The sequence below is a fragment of the Coprococcus intestinalis genome, assembly GCF_023656595.1.
In the GTDB taxonomy this organism is placed as follows: Bacteria; Bacillota; Clostridia; order Lachnospirales; family Lachnospiraceae; genus Coprococcus_A; species Coprococcus_A intestinihominis.
The window spans coordinates 1-18,183 of sequence record NZ_JAMOKJ010000031.1; the positions used below are offsets into that span (position 1 = coordinate 1).

The following is an 18,183-nucleotide window of genomic DNA, read 5'->3' on the forward strand; positions in this document are numbered from 1 at the left end:
TGAGCACCAATAATGATGCTCTTTTCGTCATACAGTTTTCAAGGTTCAAATATATCTGAAATGCATTTCTGCAATTCATTCAAAAAATTTTCATTTTAGACTTGACTTTTAATAGTTAGTCTTCTCTATAGATAAAATGCTTTATCTCATCTGTATTTTCTTTGTATTTTCATTCGAGGCTATACAGGCCTTAAAATTCGGCGTACAAAAAGCAGCCCAAACTATGAGCTGCTCTAGTATTATAGACCTGTTAATTACGAATTTCAAGCTATCCGGCTTGTATTTTTTTATTTTCTATTGACATCTCGCCTTTGAATGTTATAATTCTAATTGTTTGAATTATAACATTTTGAAACAGAATCTTATGATTTCATTTCGATTTACCGCAAGAAAGGATTATTTTATGTCACCTTTATCTTTTCATTATCTTTCCATGGCCGTTCATTCCATGATACAGAAAAATTTCATGGAACAGGTTAAGTCATCCGGTCTGACCTCCGGTCAGCCTAAAGTTCTGGATTATCTTCGGGATCACAACGGCGCCAATCAGAAAGAAATTGCCGCTGCCTGCCATATTGAGCCTGGCTCACTCACCTCCGTACTTAATCGCATGGAAGAAAAGGGACTCATTGAGCGACGCATGCTGGACGGCAATCGCAGGACGTTTTATATCTTTATGACAGATGAAGGCAGTCGTCTGAAAGATCTGGTCGAAGATAATTTTGCTTCTATTGAAAAAAAAGCCTTCAGAAATATCAGCTCTGAAGAGCAGGCCTCTTTTATGGAAACATTCTCAAAAATATATGAAAATCTAATGAACAAAGGAGACACCACCCATGAATAAGCTCAAACGTTACATTATCTTTCTTATCGGATTGTTCATCAATTCCCTTGGCGTAAGTCTAATTACCAAAGCTAATCTCGGTACATCCCCTATTTCTTCTATCCCATATGTACTGAGCCTGAATTTTCCGTTGACCCTCGGTAATTTCACCATTATTTTCAGTCTTTTGCTGATTTTTCTGCAGCTGCTGATTCTCCGCAAAAATTTCAAACCGGAATACTATCTTCAGATTCCTGTTTCCATTTTATTCGGCTATTTCATTGACTTCACTATGATTCTGATGGCTTTTGTTCAGCCGGAATCTTATCCGTCTAAAATTATTTATCTATTGATAGGATGTGTCATTCTGGGATTCGGCGTATATATTGAAGTCCTGGCAGATGTCGTCATGCTGCCCGGCGAATCTTTTGTTCGTGCCATCGTTCAGACATGGAACCGTGAATTCGGCAGCACAAAAGTCTGTTTTGATGTTTCCATGGCTGTGATTGCCGCTGTACTTTCATTTGTACTGGCTCATCGTCTGGATGGCGTCCGTGAAGGTACTGTTATCGCTGCACTTTTAGTCGGTTTTATTGCCAGACAATTCGGCAAAGCTCTGACTTTCGTCAAACCGCTTCTATTCCCGGAAGATTATGCCAAATCCGCTGAAGAAGAATCTTCTGGTAAAAATGCAAAAACAACAGCCAATTCCTCTGAATACGCCTCTGTTATTACCATCGGCCGACAGTACGGCAGCGGTGGAAGCGAGCTCGGACAGATTCTGGCCGACAAGCTTGGCTATAATTTTTATGATAAGGATGAGCAAAAAAAATCTAACAGAGAAAGAAGCCAAGAATCTGATTCTCAAGGAGGAACGCCGCAGAGCAGATAATTATCATTATTATACAAGACAGATATGGGGCGCTTCCGCCAATTACCATCTGTCTTTGGATACATCGCTTGGTTATGATTATGTCATGGATGTTATTCTGGAAACAGCAAAAAGACTTAAATAGTCCATCCCCTCTTGTCATCATGACAAAAAAAATATATAATAAGCTCGAAATACATACAGGCATCGTCTTTTTCAGACGGTGCTTGCTTTCGTTAAATATAAGCAAAGGAGCTTCCAATAATGAACGAATTGAAATGGGCAGTACTGGGCACCGGCGTGATTGCCAATGAAATGGCACAGGCCCTCCACAATATGGGCCGTACATTGTACGGTGTCTGCAACCGAACTAACGACAAAGCCGTATCTTTCGCTAAGAAATATCATGTTGAAAAGGTTTATACATCTTACAACGAAATGTATGAAGATTCGTCTGTAGATGTCATTTACATTACAACACCCCACAACACCCACTATGAATTTATCCGTCAGTCTCTGCTTCACGGCAAACATGTGCTTGCCGAAAAATCCATTACCCTTAACAGCAGTGAATTGAATAAGCTTAAAGCACTGGCCGATGAAAAGGGCCTTGTTCTGGCAGAAGCCATGACAATCTGGCATATGCCGCTCTACAAAAAGCTCTGGCAGATTGTCGAAAGCGGTCAGATTGGCCGACCTCAGATGATCACGATGAATTTCGGAAGTTTCAAGGATTACGATATGACAAACCGTTTCTTCAACATTTCCCTGGCTGGCGGCGCTATGCTGGATATCGGTGTGTATGCATTGAGTATTGTCCGAAGTTTTATGTGTGAATCACCGGATCAGATTCTCAGCCAGATGAAACCGGCACCAACAGGATGTGATGAACAGGCATCCATTCTGCTGATGAATCCTTCCGGCCAGATGGCCACAGTTGCCCTTTCCATGCACTCAAAGCAGCCAAAACGCGCGATGATCAGCTGTGAAAAAGCATATATCGAAATTATGGAATATCCCAGAGCCGATCATGCTGTCATTGTTGACGCTGAAACCGGAAAGCAGACCATCATTGAGGCCGGTCGCACCTCCAATGCGCTCCAATATGAACTTGAAGATATGGAAACAGCGATTCTTACAGGCAATACGGCGATCATGAAACTCCGGGAATCTTCTGATGTCATGGATATTATGACAAAACTCCGCAGCGACTGGGGATTGTTTTATCCTGAAGAAATCCATTCATAATGACTACTCAATCTATATGCAGATATCTCCATGATATCTGCATATTTTTTTATGTAATTGGAAATTCCGAGGAATTCCCTATTACATAAAAAGGCACTAACGCGCCTGTGATGCGCACTCGCGCAAAGATGTAGATTGTCGCAAGCGACCGCGCTCGGCGCGAGAATGTGCTTTAGCACATTCTTTTTTATCTTATTCGTTTCAAACTGCGGACAGAATTTGTCAAATATGCTATAATGAAGTTTACGATTACAGCAGGCTGCGGCTATTTCGGCCTGCTATACGCTGTGCAGCACGAACATGCATTCACAGCTGAAAGGAGTTTTCATGGCAATTACCAGAATGACTGTTATCAAAGCCTCCACTGATGCAGATTATCGAAAAGGTCAGGATATTTTTTTGATCGATAAGCGCATTAAAAACTTTGAAACGGATATTAACACACTGACAGGTACCCCTATGATCACCGCTACTGTCCTTGATGCAGACGGCAGTGAACATGAAACCCAGGTATCCATCGATGAAGATGAGAGCCAGATTGTCGGCAGCTTATGTTCCTGCTCCGATTTTTACCAATCAGAAGGGCTCTGCTGCCACTGCGTCGCTATCCTTTTGAAATATATCTCCAGACGACATATTCAAATAAGCTTTCCGGCAAAAAAACAAAATCGGATTGGCCAGACATTGATTGAATCTTATATTCATCAATCTTCCGGCACCCACTATCCTGCTGAAGCATCTGAAACCAAAGTTCTGATTGAATTGGAGCCAATTCTTCATAAACAATATCATAAACTTTCCGTCGACTTCAAGATCGGCACCGGCAAGAAATACGTCATCAAAGACTTGCTGGAGTTTGCCCGCCTTATTCGTCAAGGTGAATTATTTCAATATGGAAAGAATCTGAAATTTTTCCATGAACCTGAGGCTTTCACTACTGAGAGCCGCAACATGCTGGCGTTTATTATGCAGCGGATTGAAGAGTACGAATACCATTTCCACTGTGTTCAGGACAGCACTTATCGTTTCCAGACAATGAAAGCACTGCGTTACCTTCCGCTGTCTCCAACCGCTGTCGACATGTTTCTGAATATGATGATCGGACATACGCTTCAGTTTGATCTCGATGATCATATCCGGACCATTTATGTTACAGATGGAGACCCGGAACTTACGCTTGAACTCAAAGCCGAAGATAGTGACACCTACCATCTGACCATCGAAGATTGTCTGATACTCTCCGGTGCCCAGACATTCTGGATTCTAAAAGATAAAATCCTGTATCGCTGCTCAGAAGCCTTCAAAAAGGACATGCAGCCCTATCTGACAGAGTTAAATCGCCAGAAGATCCGTGAAATCACACTTTCCGAGAAACAACTTCGACCTTTTTACGGCAGTGTACTGAAGCATCTGGAAGCCCATACGGATTTTCACACTGAAGGTGTTGATCTGACCGATTATGAACCGCCTGAAGCGCATTTCAGTATTTACCTTGACAATCCGGCTGAAAATATCATCAGTTGTACAGCTTATGCTCGTTATGGTGAAGAAACATTTTCTCTTGCCACGCCTATCTCCTGTGAAGATGGTTTCCGTGATGCCTCTATGGAGAACAGAATCCTGACGGCTATTCAGACTTATTTTCAGCCTGCCGCAGTATCCGGGAATGAAGATTCCCCTGTTGCTGATGCTGATTTTATCATCAGTCATGATGATCAGGCTGCTTTCCTCTTTCTGGAACAGGGACTGCCTCATTTTTACGAACTGGCTGAAGTTTTCATATCTTCGAATATGAAACGCATACGCATCCTGTCAGCGCCGCGGACCGCTGTCGGTGTTTCCGTCTCTAACGGTCTGCTGGAAATAGATATCCACTCTGACAGTCTTCCTTATGAAGAGCTGGCCGGCATTCTGAACAGTTACAGACGCCGACAGAAATACTACAAATTGAAATCCGGAGAATTTCTCAAATTGGAGAATAATTCTCTGAGCGTTTTGTCTGAATTAGCTGACGGGCTTCGGCTCTCTGAACAGGCTATCCGTGGTGGCAGGATTTCTGTGCCTTTATATCGCGCATCCTATATTGATGCCGTTCTTACCAGCCACAACAGTGATATACAGTCCCATAGAGACCGTTATTTCAAATCACTGATTCGTGATATGAAATCTGTGGCTGACAGCGATTATGAAGTTCCTGATGCCATGAAACCCATTCTGCGTGACTATCAGAAAACCGGCTATCGCTGGCTCTGTACCATTGCACAGCTTGGATTTGGCGGTATCCTTGCTGACGATATGGGACTTGGAAAAACTTTGCAGATCATCACACTATTGGAACATGCCAGACTTGAAGCGATATCCAAAACTGTCGATTTGACAGATACTGCTTCCCATACAGCATGTCCGCCTCCTGTCAGTCTGATCGTCTGCCCTTCGTCACTTGTTTACAACTGGGACAGTGAAATCGAGCATTTCGCACCCACTCTGAAAACCTTGCTCATCACCGGTACTGCCCAGGAACGGCAGGAATTACTGACACACTATGCGGATTATGATGTACTCATCACTTCCTACGACATGCTGAAACGTGACATTGCAAGCTATGACAATCTTCATTTTCATTATCAGATTATCGATGAAGCGCAATATATCAAAAACCATCGTACTCAGGCAGCACGTTCTGTCTGCAGCATCCACTCTGTCACACGTTTTGCTCTGACCGGTACCCCGATAGAAAACCGCCTCAGTGAATTGTGGAGCATTTTTGAATATTTGATGCCGGGATTTCTATATCCTTATGCTTATTTCCGTTCAGAATTGGAACAGCCGATTGTAGAAAATAAAGATCAAATTGCCGCCACAAGACTTCAGCAGCTTGTTCGTCCATTTATCATGCGCCGTCTGAAAACAGATGTCTTAAAGGAACTGCCGGACAAACTGGAGCATGCGGTTTATGCCCAGATGACGGATGAACAGAACAAGCTTTACACTGCCAATACACTGAAGCTCCAGAAAGATCTGGAACAGCAGAGCGACAGTATGTTTAAGACGAGTAAAATCCAAATTTTAGCTGAATTAACCAAACTGCGCCAACTTTGCTGCGACCCGTCCTTAATCTATCAGAATTACCATGGCGGCTCAGCGAAACTGGATACCTGTATCCAGCTCATTGAAAATGCCATGGCTGGCGGCCACAAAATTCTTCTGTTTTCACAGTTCACATCTATGCTGGATGTGATTGAACGCCGCCTGAAAGCAGAGCGCATTCTCTACTATCGACTGGACGGCAGTACAAAGAGTGAGCAGCGCACCCGCCTTGTCAATGCTTTTAATGAAAACAAAATTCCTGTTTTCCTGATTTCTCTAAAAGCCGGTGGAACAGGTCTCAATCTTACCGGAGCAGATATCGTCATCCACTATGACCCATGGTGGAACGCAGCTGCCCAAAATCAGGCAACAGACCGGGCACACCGTATCGGTCAAACACATACAGTCACTGTCTACAAGCTGATTGCCCGACATACTATTGAAGAAAAGATTCTGGAACTGCAGGAAAACAAAAAGACTCTGTCTGATCAGATACTGTCAGAAAAAGGCGTTACTGCCAGCCAGCTGACAAAAGAGGAACTGCTGAAGCTTCTCCAAAATTAAAATGAAAAAAACCGAGTTTTTAATCGTCTGATTTCACATAATGTTTTGCAAACAGGCTCATCACCAAACGTTTTCAGAACATTATGTGAAATCAGGCTCGTTAAAAACTCGGGGTTTCTCTTATTTTTATTTATCCGGAGTATCGCAGCAGTACTTCATTCAAATTTATAGAAATTCCCAGTACTACACGACTGCTCCTAGAAAATCGAAGATTTTTACTTATCTCTTTCAAGAAATTTCCTGATGTAAATACCTGTATAGGAGTTCGGATTCTCAGCGATTTCTTCCGGTGTACCGCAGGCAACGATTGTTCCGCCTCTTGCACCACCCTCAGGACCAACATCTATAATATAATCTGCTGTTTTGATGACATCCAGATTGTGCTCAATGACAACGACGGTGTTGCCGCCTTCAGCCAGTCTTCTGAGGATTTCTGTCAGTTTGTGAACATCGGCAAAATGAAGACCGGTTGTCGGCTCATCCAGAATGTAAATAGTACGTCCTGTGCTGCGCTTGCTGAGCTCTGTTGCCAGTTTGATGCGCTGTGCCTCACCGCCGGATAATGTGGTGGATGGCTGACCCAGTTTGATATAGGAAAGTCCCACGTCATTCAGCGTTTCCAGTTTTCTTCGAATAGACGGTACATTTTCAAAGAACTTCACAGCTTCTTCAACCGTCATATCCAACACTTCATAAATATTCTTGCCTTTGTATTTCACTTCCAGTGTTTCTCTATTGTAACGCTTACCATGGCAAACCTCGCACGGTACATAAATATCTGCCAGGAAATGCATCTCAATCTTGATAATACCGTCACCGGCACAGGCTTCACATCTTCCACCCTTCACGTTAAAGCTGAAACGTCCTTTCTTGTAACCTCGCTCTTTGGCATCTACAGATGATGCAAATAAATCACGGATCAAGTCAAACACGCCGGTATAAGTTGCCGGATTAGAACGCGGTGTACGTCCAATCGGGGACTGATCAATATTGATCACCTTGTCCAGCTGCTCCATCCCCATAATATCATCATGCTTGCCCGGATGAATGGTTCGCGCATGATTCAGATCTCTCGCCAGACGCTTGTAAAGGATTTCATTTACTATGGAACTCTTTCCCGAACCGGATACACCTGTCACACAAGTCATCACTCCCAATGGAATATCTACATTAATATGCTTCAGATTATTCTCTGCTGCACCGATAATATGCAAAAATCCAGTTGGCTGTCGTCTCTGCGATGGCACCGGAATTCGAATGCGGCCGCTTAAATAAGCGCCCGTCACAGACTTCTCGCATTTCATAATATCCTGTGCTGTACCTTCTGCAACAAGATATCCGCCATGCTCACCGGCTCCCGGACCAATATCCACAATCCAGTCCGCTTCCAACATCGTATCTTCATCATGCTCAACGACGATCAGCGTATTACCTAGATCTCTCAGATTCTTCAGGGTCTTCAGCAGCTTATCATTATCTCTCTGATGCAGGCCGATACTTGGTTCATCCAGAATGTAGGCCACTCCAACAAGCCCAGATCCTATCTGTGTTGCCAGTCGAATACGCTGTGCTTCACCACCGGACAGTGTCGCTGTTGCTCTTGAAAGCATCAGATAATCCAGACCAACATCAATCAAAAAACCAAGCCTTGACCGTATTTCCTTGATGACCTGATCACCGATCAAATGCTGCTGTTTCGTTAATTCCAACCGGTCCATAAAGGCATTCAGATCGGTAATGGACATCTCTGTCAACTCACTGATATTCTTGCCGCCGATCGTCACCGCCAGCGATTCTTTCTTCAAACGTCTGCCGCCGCACTCTTTACACGGGGTAATAGTCATGAAATTCTCATACTCCTGCTTCGTCAGCTCTGAACCGGTTTCTCTGTATCGTCGCTCCACATTCTTAATCATGCCTTCGAATGCCACATCATAAACGCCTTCACCGCGCTGACCGCGATAATGAACACGTACTTCCCGTCCACCGGTACCATGAAGAATCACATCTTGAATTTCCTGTGGATAATCCCTGAAGGGTGTATCCAGATCAAAATGATAAGCCTCCGCCAAAGCCACAAGAATAGCGTGAGTAAAACTGGACGCATCTGCCGCAGACTGCCATCCCATCACCGCAATCGCTCCCTGGGAAATGCTCAATGACGTATCCGGAATCATCAATTCCGGTGAAAATTCCATCTTATACCCCAGACCATGACACACCGGACATGCACCAAAAGGATTATTAAATGAAAAGCTTCTCGGTTCAATCTCCTCAAAACTGATCCCACAGTCCGGGCAGGAAAAGCTCTGACTGAAAGTCATAGATTCTTCCTGATCCGGCAAATCCACAACTGCCAGTCCCTCGGCCAGTTTCAGCGTTGTCTCGAGAGAATCTGTCAAACGCTTCTCGATACCTTCCCGCACCATCAGTCGGTCTACAACAATGGAAATATTGTGCTTCTTATTCTTCTCAAGCTTAATCTCTTCCGACAATTCATACTGATGGCCATCCACCATCACACGCACATACCCACTCTTCCTTGCCTGATCAAAAATCTTCACATGCTCGCCTTTTCGGCCCCGGACAACCGGTGCCAACAGCTGGATCTTCGTCCTCTCAGGTAATGCCATAACAGCATCCACCATCTGATCAACCGTTTGTTTTTTAATCTCCTTGCCGCATTTCGGACAATGGGGCGTACCGATTCTAGCATATAACAATCGATAATAATCATAAATCTCTGTCACTGTTCCCACCGTTGAGCGCGGATTGCGGTTGGTAGACTTCTGATCAATGGAAATAGCAGGGGAAAGTCCTGAAATACTCTCCACGTTTGGCTTCTCCATCTGCCCAAGGAACTGTCTCGCATAGGAAGACAACGACTCCATATACCTTCGCTGTCCTTCCGCATAAATCGTATCAAAGGCCAATGAAGACTTACCAGAACCACTGAGCCCCGTCAATACCACCATCTTATTGCGCGGTATCTTCACATCAATGCCTTTTAAGTTATGTTCTCTGGCACCCTTTATATCTATATAATCCTTCTGTGTCAATTCTGACATTGTCGTTTCCTTTCTCAATCTTCTTCTATTTCATGAAGCATTTTCTTCAGTTCCATAATCTTATCTCTCAGCATAGCCGCCTTCTCAAAGTCAAGCTCTGCCGCAGCAGAATGCATCTGTTTCGTCAGCTTGCGAATGGTCGTGTTCAGTTCCTTATAACTCATGGATTCTGCATCTTTAATAAAGCTTTCTTCTGACTTGTCTGCCGCCTCAGAAATGCTGATCAAATCTCTGACAGCCTTCTGTATGGTCTTCGGTGTAATGCCATGGGCCTCATTATAAGACTGCTGAATGGCACGCCTTCGATTTGTCTCAGTAATGGCCTTATTCATGGAATCTGTAATCCTATCCGCATACATGATCACATGCCCCTCTGTATTACGGGCTGCACGGCCAATGGTCTGAATAAGTGATGTCTCGGAACGCAAAAATCCTTCCTTATCTGCATCAAGAATCGCCACCAGCGTAATCTCCGGAATATCCAGACCTTCTCGCAAAAGATTAATCCCCACAAGTACATCAAATACATTCAATCGAAGATTTCTCACAATTTCTGACCGCTCCAACGTATCAATATCCGAATGCAGATACCGGACACGGATGCCAAGTTCTTTCATATAATCCGTCAAATCCTCGGCCATTCGCTTCGTCAATGTGGTGATCAACACCTTATGGCCATGCTCAATTTCTTTATTCACCTCGGAGATCAGATCATCAATCTGCCCCTCCACAGGGCGTACACTAATCTCAGGATCCAGCAATCCGGTTGGTCGAATCACCTGCTCAGCCCTTAACAGTTCATGCTCACCCTCATAAACATTCGGAGTTGCAGATACAAAAAGCATCTGGCTGATATGCGACTCAAACTCATCAAAATTCAATGGTCGGTTATCTTTGGCAGATGGCAGTCTGAAACCATAATCTACCAATGTTGTCTTTCGTGACTGGTCACCGGCATACATGCCCCGCACCTGCGGAATCGTAATATGCGACTCATCCACAATCATCAGAAAATCATCCGGGAAATAATCCAACAGTGTATGCGGCGGCTCTCCCGGCTTCAATCCCGACAAATGTCTGGAATAATTCTCTATTCCGGAACAAAAGCCTGTTTCACGCATCATCTCTATATCAAACTTCGTTCTCTCTGCAATACGCTGTGCCTCCAGAAGCTTGTCTTCACGCTTAAACCATTCCACACGCTCTTTCAATTCTTCTTCAATCGCACATATGGCCTTCTCCATCTTCTCCGGTGCAACGACATAATGTGATGCCGGGAAAATAGCCACATGCTCCAGTCTGGCCTTCACATTGCCCGTCAATGCATCAAATTCCGTAATTCTGTCAATCTCATCTCCAAAAAATTCTACTCTAACCGCTGTATCTGTTGCATTAGCCGGAAAAATCTCCACCACATCACCGCGCACTCTGAAAGTACCGCGCTTAAAATCCATGTCATTGCGCACATACTGAATGTCAATCAGCTTGCGGATCACTTCATCCCTGTCTTTCAACATACCCGGGCGCAGAGAAATCACCATCTCCTGATAGTCAATCGGACTGCCCAGACCATAAATACATGAAACCGAAGAAACAATAATCACATCTCTGCGCTCTGATAATGCTGCCGTTGCAGAATGGCGCAGCTTATCAATCTCATCGTTAATCGCAGAGTCCTTCTCTATATACGTATCTGAAGAGGGTACATAGGCCTCCGGCTGATAATAATCATAATAGGAGACAAAATACTCCACTGCGTTATTCGGAAAAAACTCCTTCATCTCACCATAAAGCTGTGCCGCCAGCGTCTTATTGTGCGCCAGAATCAGCGTCGGTTTATTCAACTGCTGAATCACATTGGCCATGGTAAAAGTCTTACCCGAACCGGTAACACCCAATAATGTCTCAAACTGATTGCCTTCCTTGAACCCCTGCACCAGCTTCTCTATAGCCTGCGGCTGATCGCCGGTCGGGGCATATTCACTGTGTAACTCAAAATGGTCCATCCTTATTCTCCCATCTCATTGTTTCGCTCTTATTATATCCGCTCTCATCATTTTTCTTCATTCATTAAAGATATCTTTCCGCACCTTCAGTGCTTTACGCCTATTATACCATTTATGTTTTTAAAAGTACATATGTTTTCGAATATTTGTTCTTTTCTTCTTAAAACAAATCCTCCAAGAATCTCTGTTCTTAACCAGATTTCTGCTTTTAACGCACAACAGGATATGTACTCAACCAGTTTTATATTTTTTGCAATCCCATATTCTCTCCGCTTTTGCAAAAAAGCAATTGGTTTCCATATTTTTCCATGATATGATATAATAAAAGAATTGCTCTTTACCAACAATGTCTATTAAATAACCACGAAAGGAGCTTAATCATGTTAGAAAAACTTTTTAAGCTGTCTGAAAATCACACAGACGTCAAAACTGAAATTCTGGCCGGTATTACAACATTCATGACCATGGCATATATTCTGGCCGTCAATCCATCTATTCTTTCTGCAACCGGAATGGACCAGGGCGCTTTATTCACTGCCACTGCACTGATTTCCTTTATCGGTACACTGCTGATGGCTTTTCTTGCCAATTATCCATTTGCTCTGGCACCGGGCATGGGACTGAACGCCTATTTTGCCTACACCGTTGTCCTTGGCATGGGTTACAGCTGGGAATTTGCCTTAACAGCTGTATTCGCCGAAGGTATTATTTTCATCCTTTTATCCCTGACTAATGTACGTGAAGCAATTTTCAATGCGATTCCAAAGAATCTGAAGTCCGCCGTCAGTGTCGGCATCGGTCTTTTTATTGCATTTGTCGGTCTTCAAAACGCCAAGATCGTTATCGGCGGTTCCACATTGGTTCAGCTTTTCTCTGTTGAGAAATACAATGAGCTGAACGGTGTCAATGCGTCATTTAATGATGTCGGGATTACTGTCGCTCTGGCGCTTATAGGTATCCTGGTGACAGGTATCCTTGTTATTAAGAATGTCAAAGGCAATATTCTGTGGGGCATTCTGATCACATGGATTCTTGGCATTATCTGTCAGTTTGCAGGCATTTATGTTCCAAATCCTGAACTCGGGTTCTACAATCTGCTCCCGGATTTCAGCAATGGACTTTCCATTCCATCCCTGTCACCAATCCTTTTCAAGCTGGATTTTCACGGTATTGTCAGTGCTGATTTTGTCGTTATTTTATTTGCCTTTTTATTTGTCGATTTATTTGATACGATCGGCACCCTGGTAGGTGTTTCATCCAAGGCCGGTATGCTTGATGAGAACGGCAAGCTGCCACGTATCAAAGGTGCGCTCCTTGCGGACGCCATTGCAACAACAGCCGGTGCCGCTCTCGGTACATCCACAGCAACAACTTTCGTTGAAAGTGCTTCCGGCGTCACAGAAGGCGGACGTACTGGTCTGACAGCCCTGACAACAGGAATTTTGTTCGGCCTGTCATTGTTTCTGTCACCAATTTTCCTGGCAATTCCTTCATTTGCAACAGCACCGGCACTGATTATTGTGGGTCTTTATATGCTGAGCAATATTACCAATATTGATTTTGCGGATATGTCTGAAGCCATTCCATGCTACATCTGCATCATTGCCATGCCTTTCTTCTACAGTATTTCAGAAGGTATTGCACTCGGCATTATTGCCTATGTTGTTCTGAATCTGCTTACAGGCAAAGCCAAAGAGAAGAAACTGAATCTTCTCCTGTATATTCTGGCAATCATCTTTATTATCAAAGAGTGCTCATCACTGTTCTTCTAGATTACAAAAAGGGATTGAAGAAAAATCTGTGTATCGATTTCTCTTCAATCCCTTTTGCTTACACGAAAATTCTTCTTATTTCTTATTCTGCCTGAATCTCCTGCAGCACAATCTCCTGGGCTTTCTCAAGCTGTGTATCTGTCTCGCTGTCGGAATTCAATTCTACTTCTACATCCGGATCAATACCTGTTCCATGGATATTGCGTCCATTTGGCGTATAGTACTTGGCACTTGTCAGCTTGATGGCGGAACCATCTCCCAATGGCAGCACATACTGAACGATGCCTTTGCCAAAGGATGTGGTACCTACCAGCTTCGCTTTGCCGTAATCCTGCAGACAGCCACTGACAATCTCTGAGGCACTGGCACTATTGCCGTTGATCAAAACACTGATTGGCACGTTAATGGTCTCATCATCCTCTGTGTATTCTTCCTGTTTCTTACCATTCTTGTCAACAGTATACACAAGCAACTGATCCTTTGACAGAATTCTGTCAAGAATAGCCGTTGCAGAGTTCACCAAGCCGCCCGGATTATCACGCAGATCAATGATCAGCCCCTTCATTCCCTGAGCTGTCAGCTCATCTATGGCCTGATTAAACTGGTCTGACGTTGTCTCTTCAAATTCATAAACAGCCACATAACCGATATTGTTGTCCAGCATCTTGGATGTCACCATCGGAATCTCAATGGTCTTGCGCTCTACCTCAAATGTCAAATATTTATCTTCAGATGGTCTGTAAACTTCGATACTGACAGTTGAACCCTCTTCACCTTTAATCCATGTGACAACCTCCGTCACATCAACACCTGTCACTTCCTTGTCCGCCACTTTATACAAAATATCATCCTTGAGAATACCGGCTTCCGCTCCCGGTGAACCCTCAAAAGGACGCACAACGGTAATGACGCCTGTCTCCTTATTCTGGCTGACAACCACACCAATACCGGAATATTTGCCTGATGTGGACTCCTGCAGCTGATCATACTCCTCCTTGGTATAATAAACGGTATATGGCTCATTCAGTGCATCCACATAGCCTTTATAAATACCTTCCACCATATCATCCTGGGTGATATCCGAATCATCTGAAACATCCAGATAATACTGGTCAAGCACACTGTGCAGCTTGTTCAGTTTCTTCTCAACTTCCTTATACCGCCCCGAAATATCCGTCACATCACCACTGGATGAAGACACATCCGATGCCTCCACAGCATTTCCTGTTCCTGTGGTCTGACCTGTTGATGACGGCGCATAATCTTTCAAAAAGCACCCGGATAACGCCAGCACGCCTATGATCAGCACACACAGGATCACACCTGTCAAAAGGCCTTTATAATAGCTCTTTCTGTCATTTCTGTTCTCCATAGTCTGTCTCCTTCTGAAAACAGACAATTGCCAACTGCCATTGATCCAGGAATATAAACAATCACAGTCTACAATCATCCGTTTAAAAATTGCTGAATTTTATTCTATAGTAACACAAAGAGCTGGCTCAGACAATTGTCTGAAGCCAGCTTTCTTAAAGTTCACAAATTGTTCGCAATTCGCAGTGAGTGATTCAACATCTTCACTGCTGCCGCAATGATTCAATTGTCGTACCGGATATCAGACACGGATATGCTTGATCAATGTCAGATAACTTCCGATGAAACCAATGCCAAGACCGATGATCAACGAAATCGGGATCAGGACCTTGAAGATCTCGCCTGCGGGCAAAAACGTCATAAATCTGCTGAGACTCGTGAATTCTGTTGTCATAAATGAGACAACCTTCTCATATAATACTTTCAGCGCACACACCGGAATCAGTGAACCGATCAGACCAATGAGCATACCTTCAATCAGGAATGGTGCTCTAACGAAAAAGTCTGTTGCACCCAGATATTTCATAATCGCAATCTCTTCATGTCTGACAGTGATACCGATCATAACCGTATTACTGATCAGGAAGACAGCAACACCCACAAGGATGATGATAATAGCCAGTGAAACATAACTGAGCAGACGTCCAAAACTTGCAAAGCTGTCAGCCACACTCTTGGATGCATTCACAGAACGTACACCATCAATACCCTGGATATAATCCACAAGTTCCTGCTGCTTGGCAGCATCCTTCAAATAAACTTCCAGACTGGCTGAAGAAGCCAGCGGGTTATCATTGTCCAGATTTGTCAGAATGTTCTGGTCTGTGTCCGGGAAGGCCTTCTCTTTGTACTCTTCCCAGGCTTCCTCTGGTGATGTATAGTGAACATTGTCCACTTCTTCACGCTGTTCGATCTGAGACTTAATATCAAGAATCTGATTCTCCTCAACACCTTCATTGAAAAAGACCGTCACACCGACTGTTGTCTCTACTTCGGAAAAAATATGCTGAAAGTTCATCACCATACAGTAGAAAATACCGAAAATAAACAGACAGGCTGTAATCGTACCAATAGATGCCAGTGAGAACAGACGGTTTCTGAATACATTTTTAATACCCTGTTTGATGCCATATAAAAAACTACTCATAGATATACCCGCCTTTTCTCTCGTCACTGATGATCACGCCTTCACTCATCGTGATAACACGTTTCTGCATCTTCTCAACGATTTCTTTGTTGTGTGTAACAACAACGACGGTTGTACCACGCATGTTGATGGCCTCAAGCAGTTTCATGATTTCCCATGAATTCTTCGGGTCCAGATTACCTGTCGGCTCATCTGCCAAAAGTAACGGCGGATTGTTCACAAGCGCTCTTGCCAGAGCGACTCTCTGCTGCTCACCGCCGGACAATTCGTTCGGATAGGACTTGGCTTTATCCGGAAGGCCCACCAGCTTCAGCATGGCCATAACGTTCTTCTTGATCAGACGATTCGGGGCACCTACAACCTGCTGAGCAAACGCAATATTCTCATAGACATTCCTGTCTTTCAAAAGACGGAAGTCCTGGAATACGACACCAATCCCTCGGCGCAACTTCGGTACTCTTCTCCTGCGGAGTCGTCCAAGATTCTTGTTATTGATATAAATGGTGCCGGATGTTGGCTCCATTTCTTTTAAAAGTAACTTAAATAATGTTGTCTTACCGGAACCACTCTGGCCCACGACAAAAACAAATTCGCCTTTCTTAATCTGAAGACTGATGCCCTTTAAGGCTTTCACATCTCCCGGATAGGTCTTTGTCACCTGATCTAAGGCTATCAATTGCTTCCCCTCCTTCAAGAAGGAATCTTTTAGTAATCAAAAGTTTCCATATAATTCATATACTTGACAACCATCAGTGCAATCTTGAATGTGATGGCGTCCTCAAAAACACGCAGGTCAAGGCCTGTGCTCTTCTGAAGTTTATCCAGACGATATACCAGTGTATTTCTGTGAATGTACAGCTGTCTGGATGTCTCAGAAACATTCAGGCTGTTCTCGAAAAACTTATTGATCGTCATCAGCGTTTCTTCATCGAAATCTTCCGGTGACTTGCTGTCGAAAATCTCTTTGATAAACATCTTACACAGTGGAATCGGAAGCTGATAGATCAGACGGCCGATACCCAGATTGCTGTAAGCAACTACATTACGTTCATTATAGAAAATCTTACCTACATCCAGTGCCATTCTGGCTTCCTTGTAGGATCTTGATACATCCTTGATCTCCTGTACGATTGTACCAAGGGCGATTCTTGCCTTTGGAAGATTCTCCCCGCAGAGCATCTCATAAATCACCTTCGATGCCTTGCAGAGATCATCATAAGTCTCATTATCCTTAACTTCTCTCACAACGATGACATTCTTCTCATCAACAGCTGTGATGAAATCCTTCGGACGTCCGGTATAAATAGAACGGACTGTCTCAAGGCTGTTCATATCCCGCTCATTGTTCACTTCAATAAGCAGTACAATTCTTCGTACATCCGTATCAATATGCAGTTTCTTGGAACGATTATAAATATCAACAAGAAGCAGATTATCAAGCAGCAGATTCTTGATAAAGTTGTCCTTGTCGAAACGTTCCTTGTAGGCCACCAACAGATTCTGGATCTGGAAAGACGCCACCTTGCCGATCATATAAACATCATCACTGTCTCCTCTTGCCAGAATAATAAACTCCAGCTGATGCTCATCAAAAACCTTGAAAAACTGAAACCCTTGCAAAACCTGACTGTCTGCCGGTGAATTGACAAATTCCAACACAAACTTTTCATAATCCTCAGCATTGGAAAATGTAGAAGCAAGTACCTTTCCTTCAATATCCATCACGCATAAATCTATTCTGGTAATCGCTTTCAGCCCTTCAATCGTATTCTGTAAAATCTGATTTGAAATCATAATGCAATTCTCCCTACCTTCCCGTAATCTATTGTCATATACTCTTATTATTATAATAAAGCACATCAACCAAAAAATAAAGTGTTTTTTATATATTTTTCATATATTTTTCTTTGAAACCTATGCTTTTTTCTCATTGAATTACAACAATATTACGATTTAAAGGAGTGAACCATGAAAATCACCAATTTTACTATTGTTTTTTGTCTATAATCACAATTGCTTTTCAAAGAACAGTTCCTGTACACTATACCAGAAAATCATAAATATTGCAATATTATTTCACAAATATTACATAATTCGTAATTATTTACTCAATTGCAAAGTTAAATTCCACCCCTCTGTGGAATTTAATCCTGCAAATCACCCTGCTTTCAAATGTGGAATTTAATTCTTCCTATTTTTACTTTATAATTCTTTATATAAACATGG

12 protein-coding genes are annotated in these 18,183 nt (G+C 43.3%); 6 read left to right on the top strand and 6 right to left on the bottom strand.

All coding sequences use genetic code 11. The annotated features are described in order from the left end of the window. The first annotated feature begins 403 nt into the window (after window positions 1–403). The 5 genes from NBH03_RS15270 (at window position 404) to NBH03_RS15285 (ending at window position 6,593) form a co-directional block, all read left to right on the top strand. Window positions 404–844 (top strand): MarR family winged helix-turn-helix transcriptional regulator, encoded by a 441-nt coding sequence (locus tag NBH03_RS15270; RefSeq protein WP_250800069.1) that lies wholly within the window; start codon window positions 404–406, stop codon window positions 842–844. Further along, the gene (locus NBH03_RS15275) at window positions 837–1,715 is read left to right on the top strand and encodes a YczE/YyaS/YitT family protein (protein WP_331476178.1); all 879 of its coding nucleotides are present in this window, start codon (window positions 837–839) and stop codon (window positions 1,713–1,715) included. The genes NBH03_RS15270 and NBH03_RS15275 overlap by 8 nt, the downstream gene beginning before the upstream one ends. After that, window positions 1,642–1,839, top strand: coding sequence for a cytidylate kinase family protein (locus NBH03_RS16175; protein ID WP_334303184.1), 198 nt, complete (start codon window positions 1,642–1,644; stop codon window positions 1,837–1,839). Before NBH03_RS15275 ends, NBH03_RS16175 begins: the two co-directional genes overlap by 74 nt. 119 nt (window positions 1,840–1,958) lie before the next feature. Next, on the top strand, window positions 1,959–2,942 hold the full coding sequence (locus NBH03_RS15280) for a Gfo/Idh/MocA family protein (RefSeq protein WP_215688892.1): 984 nt from the start codon (window positions 1,959–1,961) through the stop codon (window positions 2,940–2,942). Between the two features lie 327 nt (window positions 2,943–3,269). Beyond that, a complete protein-coding gene (locus tag NBH03_RS15285; protein ID WP_250800070.1) occupies window positions 3,270–6,593 on the top strand; it encodes a DEAD/DEAH box helicase in 3,324 nt (1,107 codons plus the stop codon). Between the two features lie 215 nt (window positions 6,594–6,808). On the opposite strand, the gene uvrA is transcribed toward NBH03_RS15285, so the two are convergent. Both uvrA and uvrB read right to left on the bottom strand, forming a co-directional pair. Further along, a complete protein-coding gene (uvrA, locus tag NBH03_RS15290; protein ID WP_250800071.1) occupies window positions 6,809–9,661 on the bottom strand; it encodes an excinuclease ABC subunit UvrA in 2,853 nt (950 codons plus the stop codon). 14 nt (window positions 9,662–9,675) lie between these two features. After that, window positions 9,676–11,667 (bottom strand): excinuclease ABC subunit UvrB, encoded by a 1,992-nt coding sequence (gene uvrB, locus NBH03_RS15295; protein WP_250800072.1) that lies wholly within the window; start codon window positions 11,665–11,667, stop codon window positions 9,676–9,678. 380 nt (window positions 11,668–12,047) lie between these two features. Here uvrB and NBH03_RS15300 point away from each other — a divergent pair, with 380 nt between their 5' ends. Continuing rightward, a complete protein-coding gene (locus NBH03_RS15300) occupies window positions 12,048–13,439 on the top strand; it encodes an NCS2 family permease (RefSeq protein WP_250800073.1) in 1,392 nt (463 codons plus the stop codon). An 82-nt stretch (window positions 13,440–13,521) separates the two neighbouring features. Here NBH03_RS15300 and NBH03_RS15305 read toward each other — a convergent pair whose 3' ends face one another. From NBH03_RS15305 to NBH03_RS15320, 4 genes are all read right to left on the bottom strand, one after another. Continuing rightward, window positions 13,522–14,811 carry a S41 family peptidase gene (locus NBH03_RS15305; protein ID WP_250800074.1) on the bottom strand — a complete coding sequence of 430 codons (1,290 nt, stop codon included), beginning with the start codon at window positions 14,809–14,811 and terminating at the stop codon, window positions 13,522–13,524. Between the two features lie 240 nt (window positions 14,812–15,051). Next, window positions 15,052–15,957: a permease-like cell division protein FtsX gene (gene ftsX, locus NBH03_RS15310; protein WP_250800075.1), complete on the bottom strand. Its 906-nt coding sequence runs from the start codon at window positions 15,955–15,957 to the stop codon at window positions 15,052–15,054. Then, complete coding sequence (gene ftsE / locus NBH03_RS15315) at window positions 15,950–16,633, bottom strand: cell division ATP-binding protein FtsE (RefSeq protein WP_117528695.1); 684 nt, start codon at window positions 16,631–16,633, stop codon at window positions 15,950–15,952. The genes ftsX and ftsE overlap by 8 nt, the downstream gene beginning before the upstream one ends. Window positions 16,634–16,662: 29 nt before the next feature. Then, on the bottom strand, window positions 16,663–17,751 hold the full coding sequence (locus tag NBH03_RS15320; protein ID WP_117540958.1) for a PucR family transcriptional regulator: 1,089 nt from the start codon (window positions 17,749–17,751) through the stop codon (window positions 16,663–16,665). Window positions 17,752–18,183 lie beyond the last annotated feature (432 nt).

What these genes read in the sequence shown, in the direction of transcription:
- NBH03_RS15275 (WP_331476178.1), top strand. Translation starts at nt 837, where the DNA reads ATGAATAAGCTCAAACGTTACATTATCTTTCTTATCGGATTGTTCATC.
- NBH03_RS15320 (WP_117540958.1), bottom strand. Translation starts at nt 17,751, where the DNA reads ATGATTTCAAATCAGATTTTACAGAATACGATTGAAGGGCTGAAAGCG.
- ftsX (WP_250800075.1), bottom strand. Translation starts at nt 15,957, where the DNA reads ATGAGTAGTTTTTTATATGGCATCAAACAGGGTATTAAAAATGTATTC.
- NBH03_RS15285 (WP_250800070.1), top strand. Translation starts at nt 3,270, where the DNA reads ATGGCAATTACCAGAATGACTGTTATCAAAGCCTCCACTGATGCAGAT.
- NBH03_RS15280 (WP_215688892.1), top strand. Translation starts at nt 1,959, where the DNA reads ATGAACGAATTGAAATGGGCAGTACTGGGCACCGGCGTGATTGCCAAT.
- NBH03_RS16175 (WP_334303184.1), top strand. Translation starts at nt 1,642, where the DNA reads ATGAGCAAAAAAAATCTAACAGAGAAAGAAGCCAAGAATCTGATTCTC.
- NBH03_RS15270 (WP_250800069.1), top strand. Translation starts at nt 404, where the DNA reads ATGTCACCTTTATCTTTTCATTATCTTTCCATGGCCGTTCATTCCATG.
- uvrB (WP_250800072.1), bottom strand. Translation starts at nt 11,667, where the DNA reads ATGGACCATTTTGAGTTACACAGTGAATATGCCCCGACCGGCGATCAG.
- NBH03_RS15300 (WP_250800073.1), top strand. Translation starts at nt 12,048, where the DNA reads ATGTTAGAAAAACTTTTTAAGCTGTCTGAAAATCACACAGACGTCAAA.
- NBH03_RS15305 (WP_250800074.1), bottom strand. Translation starts at nt 14,811, where the DNA reads ATGGAGAACAGAAATGACAGAAAGAGCTATTATAAAGGCCTTTTGACA.
- uvrA (WP_250800071.1), bottom strand. Translation starts at nt 9,661, where the DNA reads ATGTCAGAATTGACACAGAAGGATTATATAGATATAAAGGGTGCCAGA.